We start from the raw sequence: 17,514 nt of genomic DNA on the forward strand, positions 1-17,514 counted from the left end.
ATTGAAATGCAAAAATCAACAAACTGAAAAACTAAAAAAAGGACATTTGTCCCGACCGATATATGTTGCGAACTAACCAAACTTTTTTAGGGTATGTGAAAGAGCTTTACGATAATCAGCAACGTAGGGAAAATATTATGGAAAAGCAATATTCCAAAGGGCAGAAGTTGTTCTTTCAAAATGAAAGGGCAACTAAAGTTATGTTTATCAAAGAGGGTGTCGTCAAATGCTTTTTTACGGAAGACAACGGCAAAGAATATATACTGGAGTTTTTAGGCAAGGGCGAAATCATTGGCGAAATTGAATTTATCAGAAAAATCGTTAGTCTTTGCAATATCGAAGCAATGACGGACGTAACGGTTTATGCTGTATCTCCTGGATATTTTGCGGAACTAATAAAGAATGACATAAAACTTAACAATCTGTTACTAGATGCTTTTGCGGAACGTATAATCAATACGGCAAGTCGGGCTTCATTCCAACAATTGTATACCATAGAGCATAGCTTGGCTAAACTCTTGGAGCTACTATCCAAACAGGACATGCACATGTCAAAAGAGGATATCGCTTCATATCTCGGTATTACAGTAAGAAGTCTTAACAGGGCGTTCAAAGGTCTTTCGGAATGATTTAGGAGATCCAAAAAACGGCCGATTTCTTTGGACGGTCTCCGGGATAATTTTGAAGGTCCAAAAAAGAGAATAACCACCCGTTAAATCTCTACAATTTCTTTAAAATAACATTGCTGATATTTTAGTCAGATATATTGGCATAAATCTGCATTGTGCGATTTCCTTTTCCTTACTTTTTTACCAGGATACCATGCGGAACCCCTTCGGTAAAAAAGCTTTAAAAAAGGTAAGGCTTGTCAAATAACAAGTTTTTTTCATAAGGGAATCCGATTCTTTGTGGGAATATTCAGCTAAGTGCTGAATCCTGCATACTTTCCATTTACTTTAATCCTACATATAACCTGAACTTTCCATTTTTCTCCCAAGCGGTCTTTTTAAGTTAGTATATCTCTAACGATTAAAAGTAACTTTTTGGTAAACCTACTTTTTCCAGCTTTCTATCACCATACCAAAAAAATATTTTCATGCCTTTTTTTATCATTGTGGTAAGTATTAATCCACCGTGAAGTTATTATTCGTTTTCATGAAATATTTGCAGTGGTGCTATTCAAGGATTGATGATAAAATCCTAAATTAGGAATATATAATTTAAATGGGCGGATGTTGGACATAATAGTAAATAAACCATAAAGTTATAGCAACGATATGAAAGAATTTTGGGAAGAACACTTTATTGATAAGCAGGAAATGTGGGGCTTTGAACCTGCCAGGTCTGCTCTGATAACCAGAGATTATTTTAAAGAAAATTGTGTGAGGAATTTGCTTATTCCCGGTATCGGCTACGGACGAAATGCCCAAGTTTTCAAACAGATCGGAATAGATGTGACCGGCATAGAAATATCCCAAACTGCTATTGATCTAGCAAGGAAACACTACGGAAGCGGAATGGTCATTCATCACGGTTCTGTAACTGAAATGCCTTTCGATACCATCCAATATGATGGTATATTTTGCCATGCGTTAATTCATTTGTTGAACAGTAAGGAAAGAGCCGCTCTAATAGCGGGTTGCTATGACCAACTAATCCAAGGAGGGCTTATGGTATTTACTACCATTACGAAAGAAGCCCATACATACGGTCAAGGTAAATATATCAGCAAAGATCGTTATGGAATGTTTGGCGGAGTAACGATGTTCTTTTACGATAGAGAGACAATACAGGAGGAATTTGGGAGATATGGACTGATTGAAGTAACCGAGGTGAATGAAAATTACCCATTTTATTTGATAAAATGCAAAAAATAGTGAAGGAAATGAGGGAGTTATATAATACATGACCTTATAGATCATAAGATTGTTATTTCATTCCAGAGGACAATTCTTCTAATTTAGAGCTCCTCCTTTGATGAAAAGATGATTAGTGATCCCTTATTCGTGTGTGTACCTTCTGTTTATGCTCTTTTTGGATTTATTGAAAGGTGCTTGATTGTAATCGAGGGGCATAGCATATCCGTGAAAAACCGGTCAGTGCGCTTGAGCCACATCCTTTATCTAAGTTAATTCCTCGATTTAAACGATACCTATTAATAGGTTAAAAATAGTCCTCGGTAGAGTTTAGATGGTTTGAAATAATCTGAATGACCAAAATGATTATTATCAATAAAACGATTACAAATACAATCGATATCAAATCGATCATTTTTTCCTTCTGTTCGTTATTTTCCATTATTGGCCGGTTTTGGAGGTCTTACCGAAACCAGATCAGGTCCCAGATTTGTTTCCTCCAACAAAAGTAAACAAAATATGGCTGGAGCGGAAATTATTTTCGTCATTCTAAAGATAAATATTGATATTCCGTAATATTTTTTCGGTTCTGTATTTATGTTTATAGCGGGCCGTTTGGTTTATTGCTCTCCGATAGGTATCTTTCTGAGGCCCATCTGGCCATCTTGGCGTTCGAACGTTTTGCAAACCACGTATCCTATGGTAAATTCCGTCTTTCAGCAGGAATTTTAATGGTATTATATTTTTGTTGTTTTTTTGTAATCCCAATGCAAAGTACATAAAGAATCCTTTGACTTATATCGGTGGTTATGTTTTCTAAAATCATTGGTCATACATTTTCCAAGGTAGCTGGTATCGTTTCCAATAAAATTTTCCTTTATCAGTTCACCATCCTGCCAGTTGACCAAAGGAAGTTAATCCGGTCCATATCCCTAATGGATATCGGAATAAGCAATCGGCCCACCATTGAAGTTCTCTCGGGAATTCCTATTAAATAGACTACAAAATTGCCTGACATAAGAATACACTCCGGAGAAGAAAATGAATGGAATTTTAACGATGAGATTATTATAAATCTCACTAGATATTCTTTAGAGATCAAGGGGAGATTATTTAAAGGAGTATATAGAGAAATCTTTATCAAATCATTATCCGTCGGCTCCATGCATATTTGGCAAAATCCTCAGTTTCCCCTAAGATATAGTAAAGTACCGATCCTAGAGTATAGAAAGCAATTGTATTTTTCCCAATGGGGTTATTTCAAATTCATATGGATAATTTAGCAACTTATCTGTCTCCTTTTTCTTTGATGCAATCTTGGACTTCTTTAATAGCCTTGATAGAGATTGTTTAAATTCCGGATAAACCTCCAGATCAAGTAAACTCATATTGTGATATACCCTGTTCAGGATAACGTGTTCAAGATTTAATAACTCCATAACACATTTGTATAAAGCCATAATTTTTATCAGAAGAATTAACGTTTTAGTTAGATATGATTTAACGTTGTGTATTATACAAAAACCAAAAGGAATTGTTTTATATTTTTTTGAACTTTTGGGATTTTCCGTTGTACTATATATAATCGATGACTTTTCCATTGTAATTATAGTAATTGTTTCAAGATGGTACAATGGTGCCATCTTTTTTTGAAAGTATATCTTCCCAATAATTCCATTTGACTAATTTCAAAAGACAACATGTAATTTAATTTTTTTTGGTTAGCTTTAACCTGATAATATTAGTCACCCTGCCGTTGGGTAAATTGGTTCGCAAGCCTACATTACTCGATCGTAGGCTTGTTTGTTTGAGTTATAAGGGTCGAATTATTACTGGGCCGGAAAACATTAGCGTTTTTTTATTCTGCTAGGGACCCATGGTAGTATTTGCTATGGATAGCATTAAACAGGATTTTCCCTTTTTCGGGGGCTCTATTTCATTACATTCTATGGTTCCCAAAATATTTATCTGAAGGAAATTTTTACAACGTAGTAAATCCAATATTTTTTATTCCAAAAATAAAAAAACCACTCCGAAGAGTGGTTCTGAGATGAATAATTATAGAATAGATTATTTAATCCGCTTTACTGTTAAGGTTTGTGTCCGCCAAAGCCGTGAGATTTTTATCGCAAGCTTTTTCCTCCTTTAGTGTGGCCAAAAGTAATTTCACTGCTTCCTTGTGCCCTAGCACCTTGGCAAATGCAGCCAAAGTCCCATAAGTAGCTATTTCGTAATGTTCAACCTTCTGTGAAGAAGCTATTATACCTGCGTCCCTAACGGGTCCCACCTCAGTTTCCTTCATTATTCCCTCACTTTCCTCCAATAGACCAGCCATTGCATCGCATTTTTCTGCCGAGGCCTTCTTACCTATGGATTTAAAAACTTCTTCCAACCTGGAAACGTGTTCCTTGGTTTCTTCTAGATGGGATTGCACCGCTGATTTCAATTCTTTAGCTGTAGCATTTTTTTCCATTTTAGGTAGAGCTTTCACCAATGCCTTCTCTGCCCAATAGATATCTTTCAGGCCATCCTCAAAAAGGCCTTGAAGATCTTTTGCTGCATCTGCTTTTGCTTTAACTTTTGTTTCGTTGGTAGGACTTTTTTTTGTTGTAGCCATAATTTTAAAATTAGATTGTCTTTTTAATAGTAAACACTAACCATCCTTTGTAGTTTTATTTTTTTTTATTTTGAACGATAGATATCTGCAATTTTAATTTTCAGCCAATCATTCGTGCGGAACATTAAATGTGTGTTTTGATAAATTGTAATTACGCGATTGTCATATTGCGATTTATTGACTTCATTAATTCAGGATTATTCCTATATTTCTGGAATGAAAAACACCATCACGGCTAGGATGACTATACCCAACCATATATTCTTGGAGCAGGGTGGTCTATCATACCTTCAAAGTCAGATCAATATAATCTCAAAAGACCTGCAGCAAGAATATGGATATAATCACATTGAATATCTTGATCATAAATTGGAGGATTCTCATATGGTTACTGCCGATTCAGACCATCTCGTATTTGTGATAACTTTTGGAGTGGAATAATTTTTATCTTGCCTCAACCTTTTTATTGGAATTATAAACCTGCATATTTTATTATTCAATTCGAATGGATAAGGAATCCTTATTATCTTAAATAATTTGCATAAATGGTTTAATATCCGTTTTATTAAACTTTCCTTAAAATTTAACTTCCCTCCTTCAGCCATCCCATTTCGAAAATATTAATTATGAATAGCTCTAATATTGAAATTAGATAGCAGGACGCCTATACTTTCTTAACATTTTGTGGAATTATTACAAAATGTGGTATCTTTTTAATTATTAAATTTATAACATGGAAAAATTAGCTCATTTACCATTGGATAAAAGGGAACAGATTTTGGAAATTCTTGAAATCATTAAGGATGTGGCTTTACCTGAAAAAGTGATCTTATTCGGGAGTTTTGCTAGAGGGGACTGGGTGGATGATGAATATCTAGAAGGAGGAGCAACCTATAGTTATCGAAGCGATTTTGATTTTTTAGTTGTAACAAATGGATCTAAACTTCAAGAATTTGAAATAAAAAACCGTATTGAAAATAGAACAGGGAAATTTAAACATCCTGTAAATCCTTTGGTCCATGAAATTGATCATATAAATTATGGGCTAGAAAGAGGTCAATATTTTTTTAGTGATATAATTAAGAATGGAATATTATTATATGACACGTTTAGGACAGGTTTTATTTCTACAAACCCTCTTTCAATTCCACAGCAAATTGAGAATGCTCAATTTTATTACGAGAATTGGGTGGAAAGTGGGAGTAGAATGTTAGATCATGCAAAATTAATTTTTGAATCCTCTATTTCTAAGGGATATAAATTAAATGAGGTGTTGTTTTTACTACATCAAACAGTAGAAAGGTTATTTGCCGGATTAGGTTTGATATTTACGGGTTACAAACCAAAAACACATAGTATAAAAGAATATAGAAACTACACAAAGTCAATTTCAGAAGATATTAATAATGCGTTTTGTTTTCCACCTACCTCAGAAGAAATTAGATTATTTAATATTCTTCAAAAAAGTTATATAGATGCTAGATACAAATCAGATTTCTTTATAGACAAATCTGATCTCCAAATGTTAATAAATAAAGTGGAAATATTAGAAAAATTGGTGATTAAGTATTCAAAAATGAAAATAAAAAGTTTGAGAGCTTAGCTTCTTCTTTTTTTGCGTGTTGAAATATACTTAGGCATATCTATTTCAAAATTAAATAATTCATTTGGCTGAAGTTCTAAAGCTTTACATACTGCAATTAGACCACTAACTGAAATGTTATTTTTTCCTCTAACTATTCTATATACCTGACTGTAACTAAACCCAGTTCTATCTTCAATATCTTCAAGTGTGATATCCTTTATTTTCGCAGTCTCCCAGAGTTTATTTCTAATTAATTCTAATATCTGTTTGTCAATGTATTGTTCAGGCATAAACAAATAGACATTTAAAAAAACGAATTTGTTATTCCAAATTTGGAATAAAAATTAATTATTAATATCTTTGTTAAACATTCATTGGTCAGGCGTGAGAAACCTAGAACCAATTTGAATGAATATTATAAACTTACATTTCCCTATAAAAAATTCAGGAGAGGCCTCCTTTGGTTTGTGGACGCGTAGTTTCTCACGCCCAACCATGGGACAAAGGAGCGGCCTTTTCTGTCAGTACAGATCAGATTCATTATATCTGATCTACGACCTTAATAGGTTGGTGATCTCACCTCCTGAATGATATTAGTCTTAGTCCTAAACTGGACAGATCAATAATTTCTTTCGACTATTATTTCTTAAAATTCTTTGGTGCCGTTCTGATCAACAGAACAGTGTCCAAAGGAAATATTACCAATTATGAAAACTTATTTTTTTTATTCAGCTCGAAAGCATTTAAGATATATGCATTTGCTTTCATATCCATTTATTTTCACTCGACTCATAACCCGTCTATGTATTAAGTGGAAATTATCCCTAATAGTACCAACGTTAATCTGCTTTGTAAATGTGTTAAATGCCCAGCAGATCCGTTCAAATCAAGCGAACGGGGAAATTCAGCGATTGGAGATCTCTGAAGGTGCACACCTACCGGAACCAATCTGGAACATTTCTGTGGACCTGGTTAACCATCCTAGCGGAAATTCCAGAATGTCGCTGGGGGAAATCGCGAATACTGAGCTTGTGGTCCTGGATTTCTGGGCCACATGGTGCGCACCATGTGTTGCCGCCATACCAAAGAACATGGAGATCCAGCAGGAATACAAGGACCGATTGATGTTTGTTCTGGTTAGCAGGGAAGATCGGGAAACTCTAAAAGGATTTCTGGATAGACAGTCATCAGATCAGGGTCTATGCCCATCCTGGACCGTATGGGGAGACAGTATCCTTCACAGGACCTTTCCAACAAGGCTGATCCCAAATTATGTGATCATACATAAAGGGATCTATAAAGGAGCGTTGGAGGCAGACCAATTGACCCGGGAAAATATTCAAAGGATGCTAGAGAATGACTGGGAAGGAATAAAGTTCAAAAAAAAGGAGAAGGCAATTACACATAGGTATGATGAGAATGGTCTTCTCTATGTTGATGGGAATGGTGGAGGTAAGGAGTTTATAGCATACCATTCCGTCTTCGGACCGTATAATCCCTCCTTGGGATATGGTAGTACCAAAGGGATCATCCCAAGTGAAAATGGAGGAAGGCTGAGCTTTCTGAACATATACATACCATGGTTCTACCAGGTGGCCTACGGTGCTGGGAGGAACACCTATTACCAGCTGAACCGGGTGGTTCTTGATGTTGCCGATCGATCAAAGCTGATACATACGGACTCGGGCCTCGATGCAAAGGAGTGGATAGAGGCAGGGAACGTCTATAATTATGAACTTTCGGTCGGCCCTGCCCTAGGGGACCGGTTCTATGAGATCATGAAGCAGGATCTGGCCAGGATCTTTCCCCAATATACCGCCCATGAAGAGATCAGGGACATGGACTGTTGGGTGCTGAAGATCATGGATAGAAACAGGCTGGATGGCCACCGGACCAGGTCACTTAACACCCGCACAAAATTTGATATGTTCGGGATCTCGCTTGAGCGGATCTCCCTCAACGGTTTTTTTTCAATGATGAAGGACTATTTCATGCAATCCAGTACGGAGCCTTTGATCGCGGATTTCCAGTATCCGGATCTTATCGATATCGAACTATCCACCCAGATGTCGGATATAAATAAGGTCAATGATTCCCTGAGGGAATATGGAATCCGGTTCATTAAGGAGAAAAGGCCCCTACAGATCCTTGTGATCAGTGATAACCCCAAAAAAGATCAAGATGAAAACTAAAGATATAATAGTATTCCTGTTCCTTATTTTTCTGGGTATGTGCCAGAACGCCAATTCCCAGCAACTCCTACGGGGAGTCGTACTGGATGCATCCAGCCACGTTCCCATCCCACAGGCCGTTGTCCTGCATAACGGAAAAAGAACTATGACCGATTCCGTTGGAGCATTCCACCTGAGGGTTCGGACCGGTGATAGGATCAGGGTGACAGATATTGCCCACCATCCAAAGGAACATGTTTTTTCGGATGCGGATGGAACAGATCTGACCATATTACTGGAACCATTGGTAGAGCAGCTGGAGGAGGTTGTGGTCAGTTCCGGGTACCAGGAGCTCTCCAAAAAGGATGTCACGGGATCCGTAGCTGTTGTTTCCAGGGCCGAGCTGGATAAGAACCCAGATCCGAATATCCTGTCCAGGCTCCGTGATGCGGTCCCGGGATTGATATTCAACAAGCTGGACGTCCTACAGCGGCAGAGCATTTCCATAGGTGGGAAATCCACCCTGTTCGCCAATTCCGAACCATTGGTGATCCTGGACAATTTTCCCTACGAAGGGGATATTTCTGATATAAACCCCCAGGATGTCCAGAGTATCACCGTGCTCAAGGATGCTGCAGCTGCAGCAATCTGGGGAGCGCGGGCAGGGAATGGGGTCATCGTGATAAAGAGTAAAAAAGGGATAATTGGACAATCCAATAAATTCAATGCTTCCATGAACCTGGGTATATCGGATCCAGTCGATCTTTTCTACAATGCCAGAATGACAAGCCCCGAGTTCATAGATATGGAAAAAAGACTTTTTGAAAATGGATATTACCGTTCCCAGGAGTCATCCCAGAGCAATACGCCTCTATCCCCCGCGGTCGAACTTATGATCGCTCACCGTGAAGGTCTGATCAGCGCCGATCAGCTTGACCTTTCGCTCATGGAACTGGGCGCACATGATGTCCGTAAGGACCTGATGAAGGAAGTGTACCGGCCTGAAATGCGCCAGCAATATGCAGTTTCCCATTCCTTTTCCGGCAGGGGTAATGCGGGCATGGTTTCCCTGGGCTACGATAGGAACAGGGAGAACCTGCAGGGGAATTCCAACGACCGGCTCAACCTGACATTCAACCAGCAGATCAAGGTATGGAAGGATCGGATTACCATTACGCCCGGGATAGGTTTTACCCAAAGGGCGGGTGATAGGCCAAATAGGATCCCTGTCGATCTGCGTTTCGGTTCGACCTCCATATATCCCTATGCGGTCCTGAGGTCACCCGAGGGCGATCCCTTGGCAGTAACGAGGAGCTACCGTAGAAAATTCCTGGAATCTGCGCTGCAGCAAGGGCTTTTGGACTGGGAATATGTCCCCCTTTCGGATGTGGAACACCTCCAGTTCAGGACCAACGACAGAATGCTCAGGGCCTCCCTGAATGCAGACCTTGAACTGCTCAGCGGTCTGAAGCTATCGGCAGACTATCGCTGGTTAGGGAGCTGGTCCTCCGGGAAGAGCCTCTATGGTCCCCAGAGCTATTATGCACGGGACATGGTGAACAACTATACCTTCCTTAACGGCGGACAGCTGCAGTATGGAATTCCACAGGGAGGGATCCTTGATGGCAGGTACGGGAACGGGAGTTCCCATAATCTCCGTACCCAGCTACAATATGATAAGGACTGGGAAGACCATCGGTTTAACATCCTGGTCGGAGGCGAGGTGTCCGATGCAAATTCACGGACCGATTCATACCGCCTCTACGGATATGATCCCGAGCACCATGTAAGTGGTCCGGTGAACTATCTTGTCAACTATAAGCAGTACAGCAGTCCGTTCTCCAGGAGGATTCCCTATCAGGATTCCGGATCGGACCTGACGGATAGGTTCCTTTCCTATTATTCCACATTGGGATATTACCTGAAGGACAGATATCTGTTCAATGCCAGTGCCAGATTGGACCGCAGTAATATTTTCGGGGTCCGGAGCAATCAGAAGGGCATTCCATTGTTCTCCCTTTCTGCTGCTTGGTCACTGGATAGGGAGGATTTCTTCCGTCCCTTGAGCCACCTTTTTTCCGGTATGAAACTTCGTTTGAGCTATGGACATACGGGGAATGTGGATAATTCCCTTTCCTCCCTGATGGTCGCTCAGAGAAGTCCCGTGACAGCCGACCACACTGGGCTGCCCTATTCGACCATTATGAATCCGGCAAATCCCGAACTGAGATGGGAACGTGTGGCAATAAGCAATATTGGGATAGATATGGTACTTTTAGGGGGGAAACTCGACGTGACCCTGGATTCATATAGGAAAATTGGAAGGGACCTGCTGGGCAGCATAGATTTCCCAACGTCTTCCGGAATTTTCAGCTTCTATGGCAATACCGCGGGTACAAAGACCTGGGGGACCGATATCTCCCTGAAGGGTAGGTTCCCGATCAGTGCAAAGGCCTCCTCGACCACTTCCTTCATGTTCTCCTACAATAGGGATGAGGTCACCCATTACACGCTGGAACATCCGGTGACAAGTGTCCTTTCCGCGGGCCAGATAGGGAGCTTCCCCGTTGTCGGTAGGCCCATCCACAGTATCTTCGCGTACCATTGGAGTGGTCTTGATTCCGATAATGGTAGACCGCTGGGCATGATCAATGGGGAGGTTTCGGGTGATCATAGAAAGATTATCCAGTCCTCAAAGTTGGAGGACCTGCTCTTTGTTGGGACCTCCAGGCCAAGGATGTTCGGATCCCTGCGACAGGAATTCATCTATTCCAACATGAGCCTTGCAATCGGACTTTCCTACCGGTTAGGATATTGGTACCGTAGGGAGTCCGTCAATTATAACCATCTGTTCACGGCGACCAGGGCGCATGGGGATTTTTCAGAGCGTTGGAAGGTCCCAGGCGATGAACTTTACACACAGGTCCCCTCCATGCCGACGGTAAGGGATAATAACGAGGTCCTGTTCTATACGAACTCGGCCATTCTGGTGGAGCCCGGTGACCATATACGGATCCAGGACATTCGGGCACAGTACCGTTTCCAAACAAGGGAAATCCCCGGTACAGTGGCACTGTTCGGACATATTGAAAATGTTGGGATGCTGTGGAAGAGCAGCGGGAAGAAGCTGGACCCGGACCATCCCAACCAGAAGGCCCTGAGGTACTGGACATTTGGTATGAGGATCGATTTTTAGGATTATTTATTATGATGAAGATGAAAAATAGATTTATGACGATGGCCATGATCGGTATAACAATGGCCATTCTGGGATGCGGAAAGGATTTTTTGGAGAAAAGGAAGGATATTTCCCTGGCCGTACCCCGGACACTCGAGGATGCAGAGCTTCTGCTCAACCATACCAACCAGAACTTTGGGACGACCCCAGGCCTGCAGATCATCTCTGCCGACGAATACACTATGGAAGAACCGAACCTGAACTCCCTCAGTATTACGGAAAGGAGCAGTTTCCTATGGTCGCGTGATTTCTACCAGGGGGAAAGGTTCAATCTGGATTGGACCTATATGTTCTCCCAGGTATATTACGCCAATACCGTGATTGAACTGATCGATGGGATGGGGGCGTTGGAAGGACCACAAAAGGACCGTGCCGATGGCCTACGGGGCAGGGCGCTGTTCCATAGGGCCCATGCCAACTGGTGGCTGGCCCAGCTGTTTGCGGAGAATTACAGACCGGGACAGAACGACGGTTCACTGGGCATTCCACTTAAGAGGACCGGGAATATCCATGAGGATCTCAGGGTCTATTCCCTAAAGGAGACCTATGATTTTATCCTTTCGGACCTCAGGGAGGCAGAACGGCTGCTTCCGGCAGTCCCGAGCGGACTTTCCAGTCCATCCAAACTTGCCTGTGATGCATTTTTTGCGCGGATATTCCTGGATATTGGAGATTATGGCCAAGCCCTGGCACACGCTGACCTTGCCATCCCGAAACTTTCCCTAATGGATTACAATCAGTTCGGACTGGAAAACGATAGCAGGCGCCCGTTCCCTGGACTCTTTCCCTCGGGGAACCCTGAAGTAGCCTTTTTCTCAAGTGCGATCCCCTACGGTTGTCCCGTTTTTGGCAACGGATGTAGGGTGGACCCGCAAATCTATGCTTCCTTTGAGCAAGGTGACCTTCGAAAGAACCTGTTCTTTTATCGATTTGACGACCAGCAAAACGTTATTTTCCGGGGCTCCTATGGCGGAGCTTCCGTGTATGCACTGTTCACTGGCCTCGCATTGGACGAACTCCTGCTCATCAAGGCCGAATGCCTGGCAAGGGAGAACGAAGGACCAATGGCGGTCAAGGTCCTCAACGACCTACTGGAGACAAGGTTCGATCCGGCCTCCTTTTCCCCAAGGGTCCATACCGATGATCGGGGCACCCTTGATATGGTACTCATGGAACGCAGGAAACAGCTCCTGGCAAGAGGGCTCCGCTGGTCAGATCTGAAAAGGCTGAACAGGGAAGTAGGTCGGGAGGAATGGTTGAAACGTTCGTTTCCTAAAATGGGCGAGTTTGTACTTTCCCCCGAGGATCCCAGATATATTTTCCCTATTCCAATGGAGGAGGTTGAGCGTTACGGCCTTGAGGTATATCCCCGATGATCTGGGCCTAAAGTAAGGGGAGGTTGACCAACCCATTGGCCTAGCCCCCCTTACTTCCTATTTCCCATGCAATGGGGACAGTTTATATTAGGGGGGCTGATGGCACTTCCCATGGATACATTCAAATGATGCGGAGGTAAGGAGCCGCTCTGATTGCTGGCCCCCTTATTATCATCTAGATTGCCCGGCGCATTCCTTTCCAAAATAATAGGGCTGATGAGTTCGCCAACCCCCAATAGGAAACAAAGTGGGGAATTTGCCTATAAATCGTAAACTACATCGAGCCTATTCCGACCACTGGCATTAACCCCAGCTAAAACAGGTGCTACCACTGTTCCATTTCCCAAATGGCCCAGGTATTGCTTCGCCGGTGTACAACCAACGGGATAAGAGTGGGCCATCCTTTTAGCTCAATGCTCCAGAACCCAGAGACCCGGGGCTGGAAATGGCAGTAATCCTAGAAACAGATAGAACCTTGTATCGACCATCTTTATGAACATATGATCGGTTGCCAATTTGTTCTAATTTTCCCAATCGACAGTGCATTTGACAATATATGGAAATTACTTTGCTTTCCCGGCTACAGTGAGCCGCCTAATCCATTTTTGCCATATCGAGCATATTAGGTATTAGGTTCAGTTTCTGACCAACGGAGGAAACATATAATAAATTGAGTTATTAAAATTTTATCTTTATATTCATGCCAATAAAATTTAAGGAGAAAGGTTTTATATTTGGACAGCGAACTAATTCAATGGACCATAGTTGTCATCCTGATCGTTTTCATTGTTCTGGATATCCTTCGTGTCGTTAACAGACATGGAAGGGACTGACCATGCAGACTGATCTGATGGCCCTATTGTGTACCAGAATGTAAACCTTCACTGATTATGTCCTGTTGGTCGATCTGAACGGCTGCATTGCCAACCTCCCTACTGTGCTGATCCAGTGTCTTTGGCCGATAGCAAAAGGTTCCCTCCGATAGAGCTTGGTTAGAATGGAACAGATCTGTCATCTGTTGCGCACGGGCAGACCGGTACGGCCCTATATTTTAAGGAATTCTTTTATGCTCCTGTTATTGCCGTATATCACAATGATCTCTCCTTCCTGTAATATGGTATCAGGCTTAGGGATGCCATGTAGAACTGTGGTTACTATCCTGCTCCTGCCGATAAGTGTATCACGTTCCGTTTTTTTGAGGATGGTCAATACCAGGATCTCATAATGCTCTCTAAATCCAATCTCCTGGATCGATCGACCCACGTACTTCTGTGGGATGATGGCCTCAACGATACTGTAGTTGGCATTTAGTTCAAACGAGTCCACCAAACCACTAAGACAGAGTTTTTTTGACCATCTTTCAGCAGTTTCCTCTTCGGGATGGACAATTTCAGAGATCCCGATGGCATTCAGGACCTTCTCATGTAGACTGTTTACCGCGCGGCTTATGATCCTTTTGACGCACGCTTCCTTGCACAGTGCAGTTACCATTATATTTGCTCCCTCGTCCTCGCCAATGGCAACAATGACCACGTTCGTGTTTTTCAAAGGAAGGGAGTTGAAAGCAACCGGATCGGATGCATCTAAGGCAATGGTATGGGTGATGTGTTCCTTTAGAGCTGAAACGCGTTCCAGCTTGATATCCACACCTATCACTTCGTTACCCTGTGCCGTAAGTTTTATAGCTAGGGATGCGCCAAAATTTCCAAGGCCAATAATAATGAATTTCATAAGTCTAGTTAATGGTTAGTTCTTCCTTTGCATACCGGTATCCGGTAAATTTTACCTTCCTGAAAATCGCGATCATAATGGAAAGCATCGTTACCCTCCCTATGAACATCAAAACGATCAGCACGGCCTTGCTTGCCATGGACAGCTTAAAGGTGATCCCGAGTGTAAGACCTACAGTGCTATATGCCGAGAAACACTCAAAGGCGATCTGAATCAGGGTGAAGTCGTTTTCAAAAACACTGATTAGCAGGATGCAAATCCCTATGACAAATAGAGACAGGGTCATGGTAGCGAATGCCCTTTTGATGGTGATTTCCGCGATCTCCCTCCTGAAGATCTCCAGCCTTTCCTTTCCTCGCACCAGGCTCAGGATGTTCAGTACGGCCACAGCAAATGTACTGGTCTTGATGCCCCCACCCGTTGAGTTCGGCGAAGCCCCTACCCACATCAAAAAGATTACCAAGAGGATGCTGTGTACCTGAAGGTTGGCGAAATCTATGCTGTTGTACCCCGCAGTGCGGGGGGTGCTGGCCGTAAACAGGGCAGTTATCCACCGTCCAATAGTGCCATGCCCACTGAAGGCTGACTGGCCCTCCAATAACCATAGAATGATGGTAGCAGTTAGGGTTATGCTGAATGTCGTGATCAGGTTGATCTTGCTATTGATGTTTATTACCCAGGGTTTGGAGGGATATTGGTCCTTTGAATATCTGTTAATCAGTCGATTGCTTAGGTGCTTGATGTACCGTAAAAGGTTGATCACGATTGGAAAGCCCAATCCTCCCAGAACGAACAGAATGATGATGATAAGCTGGAAGGGGTAATTGTATACCAGGGTTTCATCTGCAAGCCCAGATTCGAGCGTAGAGAAACCAGCATTGCAGAAAGACGAAATGGAATGGAATGTACAGAAGAACATATGCTGGACAAATCCATTCCCGACAGGAGGGGTGCTGAAAAAAAGTAGGGCTGCCCCAACCGCCTCAATGGCAAAGGTGATGAGTATGATCCGCTTCAAAAGAAGGAATACTTCGCCCAACTTATCCGAATTTGCAATGTCCCTACTTGCTAATTGGTTCTGGTAGGAAGAACCCCCTTTGAAGAAATAGGCGAAATATGAAGCAAATGTCAATATGCCTAGTCCACCCAGCTGGATCAGGATCATTATTGAAATCTTGCCAAATGTTGTGAAGGCCGATGCAGTATCCACGACAATAAGACCAGTCACACATACTGCACTCGTTGCAGTGAAGAGTGCGTCTATCCAGGACAGCTGCTGGGTATTGGACACTGGGAGATGTAGGATCATCGCGCCCAATAGGATCAGAAAAATAAAACTACCGGCAAAAAGCTGGGCAGGGTTGTAAATTCTCTTCAATTCTAGTTCCTTTCTCCAAAATTAAAAAATAGTTGCGAAAAAATCACAGATGCTCCAATTTATCTGAATACTGTCCTGTGTGGTTCAGTTTATTTTTTCCATGCCTTTTTTGGATCTGTGTCGGAAGATGGCCCACCATCCAACCTTCTTTCTGCTTTTCGGCACTCGGGAAATTCAGTACTATATTTCATCTTTCCTGAATGTACAGCAGGGACCCAAAGATGGCTCACAGGATCTTTTTGTTGTTCATCAGGAACCAACTGGCATTCCTATACCGATCCAGTTCCTTTTTCAGTAGTTCTGGCCATTTTTCCAGGGATGAAATAATAAGTTCTTCACCATCACTGTATTTCCTTTTTGATCTGGCCAGTAACTGTAGCTGGTCAAGTTCGGTCTGTTCGGGATATTTTTCCATCGTCTCGCATAATATTGGGGACCCCCATATTTCCTTTCAGATCTCTGTATGTGCCCCCGGGTTTCCATGATAATAGATATGGTCAAAAATATCAAAAAATATCACGGAACGTAAGTCATCTACTGATCATAAGAACTCTGGGAATGCTGGTTAGAGGGCGCTGGCTCCAACCAATTCATGGGATTTTTTTTTCATGACACTGCGTTTCAGATTTTTATCGGTATATTTGTTTACGTTTATTATGGTAACTTGAACAAAGTTTACTATCCATCCCACCTTCTTCAATGAGGGTGGGATTTGTTCTAAATATGGGCCTCCGGATCTGGGCCAGGCCGTGTGTCTATCGATCGGGAATCCCTAAGCTAAATTCGATCCTTAAAACCCTGTGGAAATCCTACCATCACCAGCTCTTATTCATCAAGTGCGGAGATTAGGGTTGATTTGACCGAAATCTTTTATATATTTGGGTGTTTGTCAGAACACCCTTGATGCGCATAAGCTCAAGGTAAACAAAATGCAAAGGTAAAATTTGATTAGGATAGTACCTTCGGGTACTATCTTTTTTTGGTAAGTTTCATAAAATCACTAGTATATTAATTGATCGGTCCCCGCTTATATTTTGGCGGGGATTGTTCATTTGGACCAGGTGAAACGGGGACTCCCTGGTTTTATCCAGGAGATTTAACGGAGATCCCATCCAAGGCTGACAGATAGCATACTTAAGGGCGGGAACGGGCTTTGAAATCATAGGTCTTTGGTCAATTTTCCTGGCTCCTGTTCGTGCAGTGCACGCTGGGGACAGTGAAAGGCACCATATCTGGAACCCGCAAAATCCCTTATTTAATGAAATGGAACCATTTTTAGAATCAGGTACAGCTGTAGTTTGGCTGTATTTACCGTATTGTATGTAAATATCCATTGGTAAAATTTTCGGCCAGGTCGAAGTGCTCTCTCGGTTCGGTTCCATCACATGTGGGATATTATCCCAATCTTGTCCATATGTTCCTTGACATTTATCACCGCCGCACCATCTATCGGTTTAAGGACCCAGGAAATGAAGTTTGATATCTTACAAAAACATTCAATTTGGACAAACCGATTGCACCACCCCTACTGAAGCTGGTACATGTCATTTCCATCAGCAACA

At 42.2% G+C, this 17,514-nt stretch carries 15 protein-coding genes; 7 read left to right on the forward strand and 8 right to left on the reverse strand.

Annotation, left to right across the window (positions count from 1 at the left end):
- The first annotated feature begins 62 nt into the window (after positions 1 to 62).
- Both VJ786_RS02290 and VJ786_RS02295 read left to right on the forward strand, forming a co-directional pair.
- A complete protein-coding gene (locus tag VJ786_RS02290) occupies positions 63 to 629 on the forward strand; it encodes a Crp/Fnr family transcriptional regulator (RefSeq protein ID WP_336557169.1) in 567 nt (188 codons plus the stop codon).
- A 648-nt stretch (positions 630 to 1,277) separates the two neighbouring features.
- A complete protein-coding gene (locus tag VJ786_RS02295; RefSeq protein ID WP_336557170.1) occupies positions 1,278 to 1,877 on the forward strand; it encodes a class I SAM-dependent methyltransferase in 600 nt (199 codons plus the stop codon).
- 1,196 nt (positions 1,878 to 3,073) lie between these two features.
- Here the strand turns inward: VJ786_RS02295 and VJ786_RS02300 are convergent.
- Both VJ786_RS02300 and VJ786_RS02305 read right to left on the reverse strand, forming a co-directional pair.
- Positions 3,074 to 3,499, reverse strand: a complete 426-nt coding sequence (locus VJ786_RS02300; RefSeq protein ID WP_336557171.1) for a hypothetical protein — start codon at positions 3,497 to 3,499, stop codon at positions 3,074 to 3,076.
- Positions 3,500 to 3,930: 431 nt separating this feature from the next.
- Positions 3,931 to 4,473 carry a YciE/YciF ferroxidase family protein gene (locus tag VJ786_RS02305; protein WP_336557172.1) on the reverse strand — a complete coding sequence of 181 codons (543 nt, stop codon included), beginning with the start codon at positions 4,471 to 4,473 and terminating at the stop codon, positions 3,931 to 3,933.
- A 216-nt stretch (positions 4,474 to 4,689) separates the two neighbouring features.
- On the opposite strand from VJ786_RS02305, the gene VJ786_RS02310 reads away from it, so the two are divergent.
- Positions 4,690 to 4,914, forward strand: a complete 225-nt coding sequence (locus VJ786_RS02310; RefSeq protein WP_336557173.1) for a hypothetical protein — start codon at positions 4,690 to 4,692, stop codon at positions 4,912 to 4,914.
- A 292-nt stretch (positions 4,915 to 5,206) separates the two neighbouring features.
- Positions 5,207 to 6,076 (forward strand): HEPN domain-containing protein, encoded by an 870-nt coding sequence (locus tag VJ786_RS02315; RefSeq protein ID WP_336557174.1) that lies wholly within the window; start codon positions 5,207 to 5,209, stop codon positions 6,074 to 6,076.
- On the opposite strand, the gene VJ786_RS02320 is transcribed toward VJ786_RS02315, so the two are convergent.
- Positions 6,073 to 6,348 (reverse strand): helix-turn-helix domain-containing protein, encoded by a 276-nt coding sequence (locus VJ786_RS02320; RefSeq protein WP_336557175.1) that lies wholly within the window; start codon positions 6,346 to 6,348, stop codon positions 6,073 to 6,075. The two genes, VJ786_RS02315 and VJ786_RS02320, sit on opposite strands and share 4 nt — an antisense overlap.
- Before the next feature lie 567 nt (positions 6,349 to 6,915).
- Between VJ786_RS02320 and VJ786_RS02325 the strand changes: the two genes are divergently transcribed.
- The 3 genes from VJ786_RS02325 to VJ786_RS02335 are packed head-to-tail and all read left to right on the forward strand — an operon-like array spanning position 6,916 to position 12,843.
- The gene (locus VJ786_RS02325) at positions 6,916 to 8,250 is read left to right on the forward strand and encodes a TlpA family protein disulfide reductase (protein ID WP_336557176.1); all 1,335 of its coding nucleotides are present in this window, start codon (positions 6,916 to 6,918) and stop codon (positions 8,248 to 8,250) included.
- Complete coding sequence (locus VJ786_RS02330) at positions 8,240 to 11,425, forward strand: SusC/RagA family TonB-linked outer membrane protein (RefSeq protein WP_336557177.1); 3,186 nt, start codon at positions 8,240 to 8,242, stop codon at positions 11,423 to 11,425. The genes VJ786_RS02325 and VJ786_RS02330 overlap by 11 nt, the downstream gene beginning before the upstream one ends.
- An 11-nt stretch (positions 11,426 to 11,436) precedes the next feature.
- Positions 11,437 to 12,843: a RagB/SusD family nutrient uptake outer membrane protein gene (locus VJ786_RS02335; RefSeq protein ID WP_336557178.1), complete on the forward strand. Its 1,407-nt coding sequence runs from the start codon at positions 11,437 to 11,439 to the stop codon at positions 12,841 to 12,843.
- A 260-nt stretch (positions 12,844 to 13,103) separates the two neighbouring features.
- Here the strand turns inward: VJ786_RS02335 and VJ786_RS02340 are convergent, their stop codons facing one another.
- The 5 genes from VJ786_RS02340 to VJ786_RS02360 form a co-directional block, all read right to left on the reverse strand.
- On the reverse strand, positions 13,104 to 13,244 hold the full coding sequence (locus tag VJ786_RS02340; RefSeq protein ID WP_336557179.1) for a hypothetical protein: 141 nt from the start codon (positions 13,242 to 13,244) through the stop codon (positions 13,104 to 13,106).
- A 455-nt stretch (positions 13,245 to 13,699) separates the two neighbouring features.
- A complete protein-coding gene (locus VJ786_RS02345) occupies positions 13,700 to 13,858 on the reverse strand; it encodes a hypothetical protein (protein WP_336557180.1) in 159 nt (52 codons plus the stop codon).
- Positions 13,859 to 13,887: 29 nt separating this feature from the next.
- Positions 13,888 to 14,574: a potassium channel family protein gene (locus VJ786_RS02350; RefSeq protein ID WP_099365353.1), complete on the reverse strand. Its 687-nt coding sequence runs from the start codon at positions 14,572 to 14,574 to the stop codon at positions 13,888 to 13,890.
- Between the two features lie 4 nt (positions 14,575 to 14,578).
- Positions 14,579 to 15,952: a TrkH family potassium uptake protein gene (locus tag VJ786_RS02355; RefSeq protein WP_336557181.1), complete on the reverse strand. Its 1,374-nt coding sequence runs from the start codon at positions 15,950 to 15,952 to the stop codon at positions 14,579 to 14,581.
- Positions 15,953 to 16,178: 226 nt separating this feature from the next.
- On the reverse strand, positions 16,179 to 16,367 hold the full coding sequence (locus VJ786_RS02360; protein ID WP_336557182.1) for a hypothetical protein: 189 nt from the start codon (positions 16,365 to 16,367) through the stop codon (positions 16,179 to 16,181).
- Positions 16,368 to 17,514: the final 1,147 nt, after the last annotated feature.

It is taken from the genome of Sphingobacterium tenebrionis (assembly GCF_037126265.1).
GTDB classification, from domain to species: Bacteria; Bacteroidota; Bacteroidia; order Sphingobacteriales; family Sphingobacteriaceae; genus Sphingobacterium; species Sphingobacterium tenebrionis.

Coding starts and splice junctions, on each gene's coding strand:
- VJ786_RS02290 (WP_336557169.1), top strand. CDS start 63: ATGTTGCGAACTAACCAAACTTTTTTAGGGTATGTGAAAGAGCTTTAC.
- VJ786_RS02295 (WP_336557170.1), top strand. CDS start 1,278: ATGAAAGAATTTTGGGAAGAACACTTTATTGATAAGCAGGAAATGTGG.
- VJ786_RS02300 (WP_336557171.1), bottom strand. CDS start 3,499: ATGGCACCATTGTACCATCTTGAAACAATTACTATAATTACAATGGAA.
- VJ786_RS02305 (WP_336557172.1), bottom strand. CDS start 4,473: ATGGCTACAACAAAAAAAAGTCCTACCAACGAAACAAAAGTTAAAGCA.
- VJ786_RS02310 (WP_336557173.1), top strand. CDS start 4,690: ATGAAAAACACCATCACGGCTAGGATGACTATACCCAACCATATATTC.
- VJ786_RS02315 (WP_336557174.1), top strand. CDS start 5,207: ATGGAAAAATTAGCTCATTTACCATTGGATAAAAGGGAACAGATTTTG.
- VJ786_RS02320 (WP_336557175.1), bottom strand. CDS start 6,348: ATGCCTGAACAATACATTGACAAACAGATATTAGAATTAATTAGAAAT.
- VJ786_RS02330 (WP_336557177.1), top strand. CDS start 8,240: ATGAAAACTAAAGATATAATAGTATTCCTGTTCCTTATTTTTCTGGGT.
- VJ786_RS02335 (WP_336557178.1), top strand. CDS start 11,437: ATGATGAAGATGAAAAATAGATTTATGACGATGGCCATGATCGGTATA.
- VJ786_RS02340 (WP_336557179.1), bottom strand. CDS start 13,244: ATGGCCCACTCTTATCCCGTTGGTTGTACACCGGCGAAGCAATACCTG.
- VJ786_RS02345 (WP_336557180.1), bottom strand. CDS start 13,858: ATGACAGATCTGTTCCATTCTAACCAAGCTCTATCGGAGGGAACCTTT.
- VJ786_RS02350 (WP_099365353.1), bottom strand. CDS start 14,574: ATGAAATTCATTATTATTGGCCTTGGAAATTTTGGCGCATCCCTAGCT.
- VJ786_RS02360 (WP_336557182.1), bottom strand. CDS start 16,367: ATGGAAAAATATCCCGAACAGACCGAACTTGACCAGCTACAGTTACTG.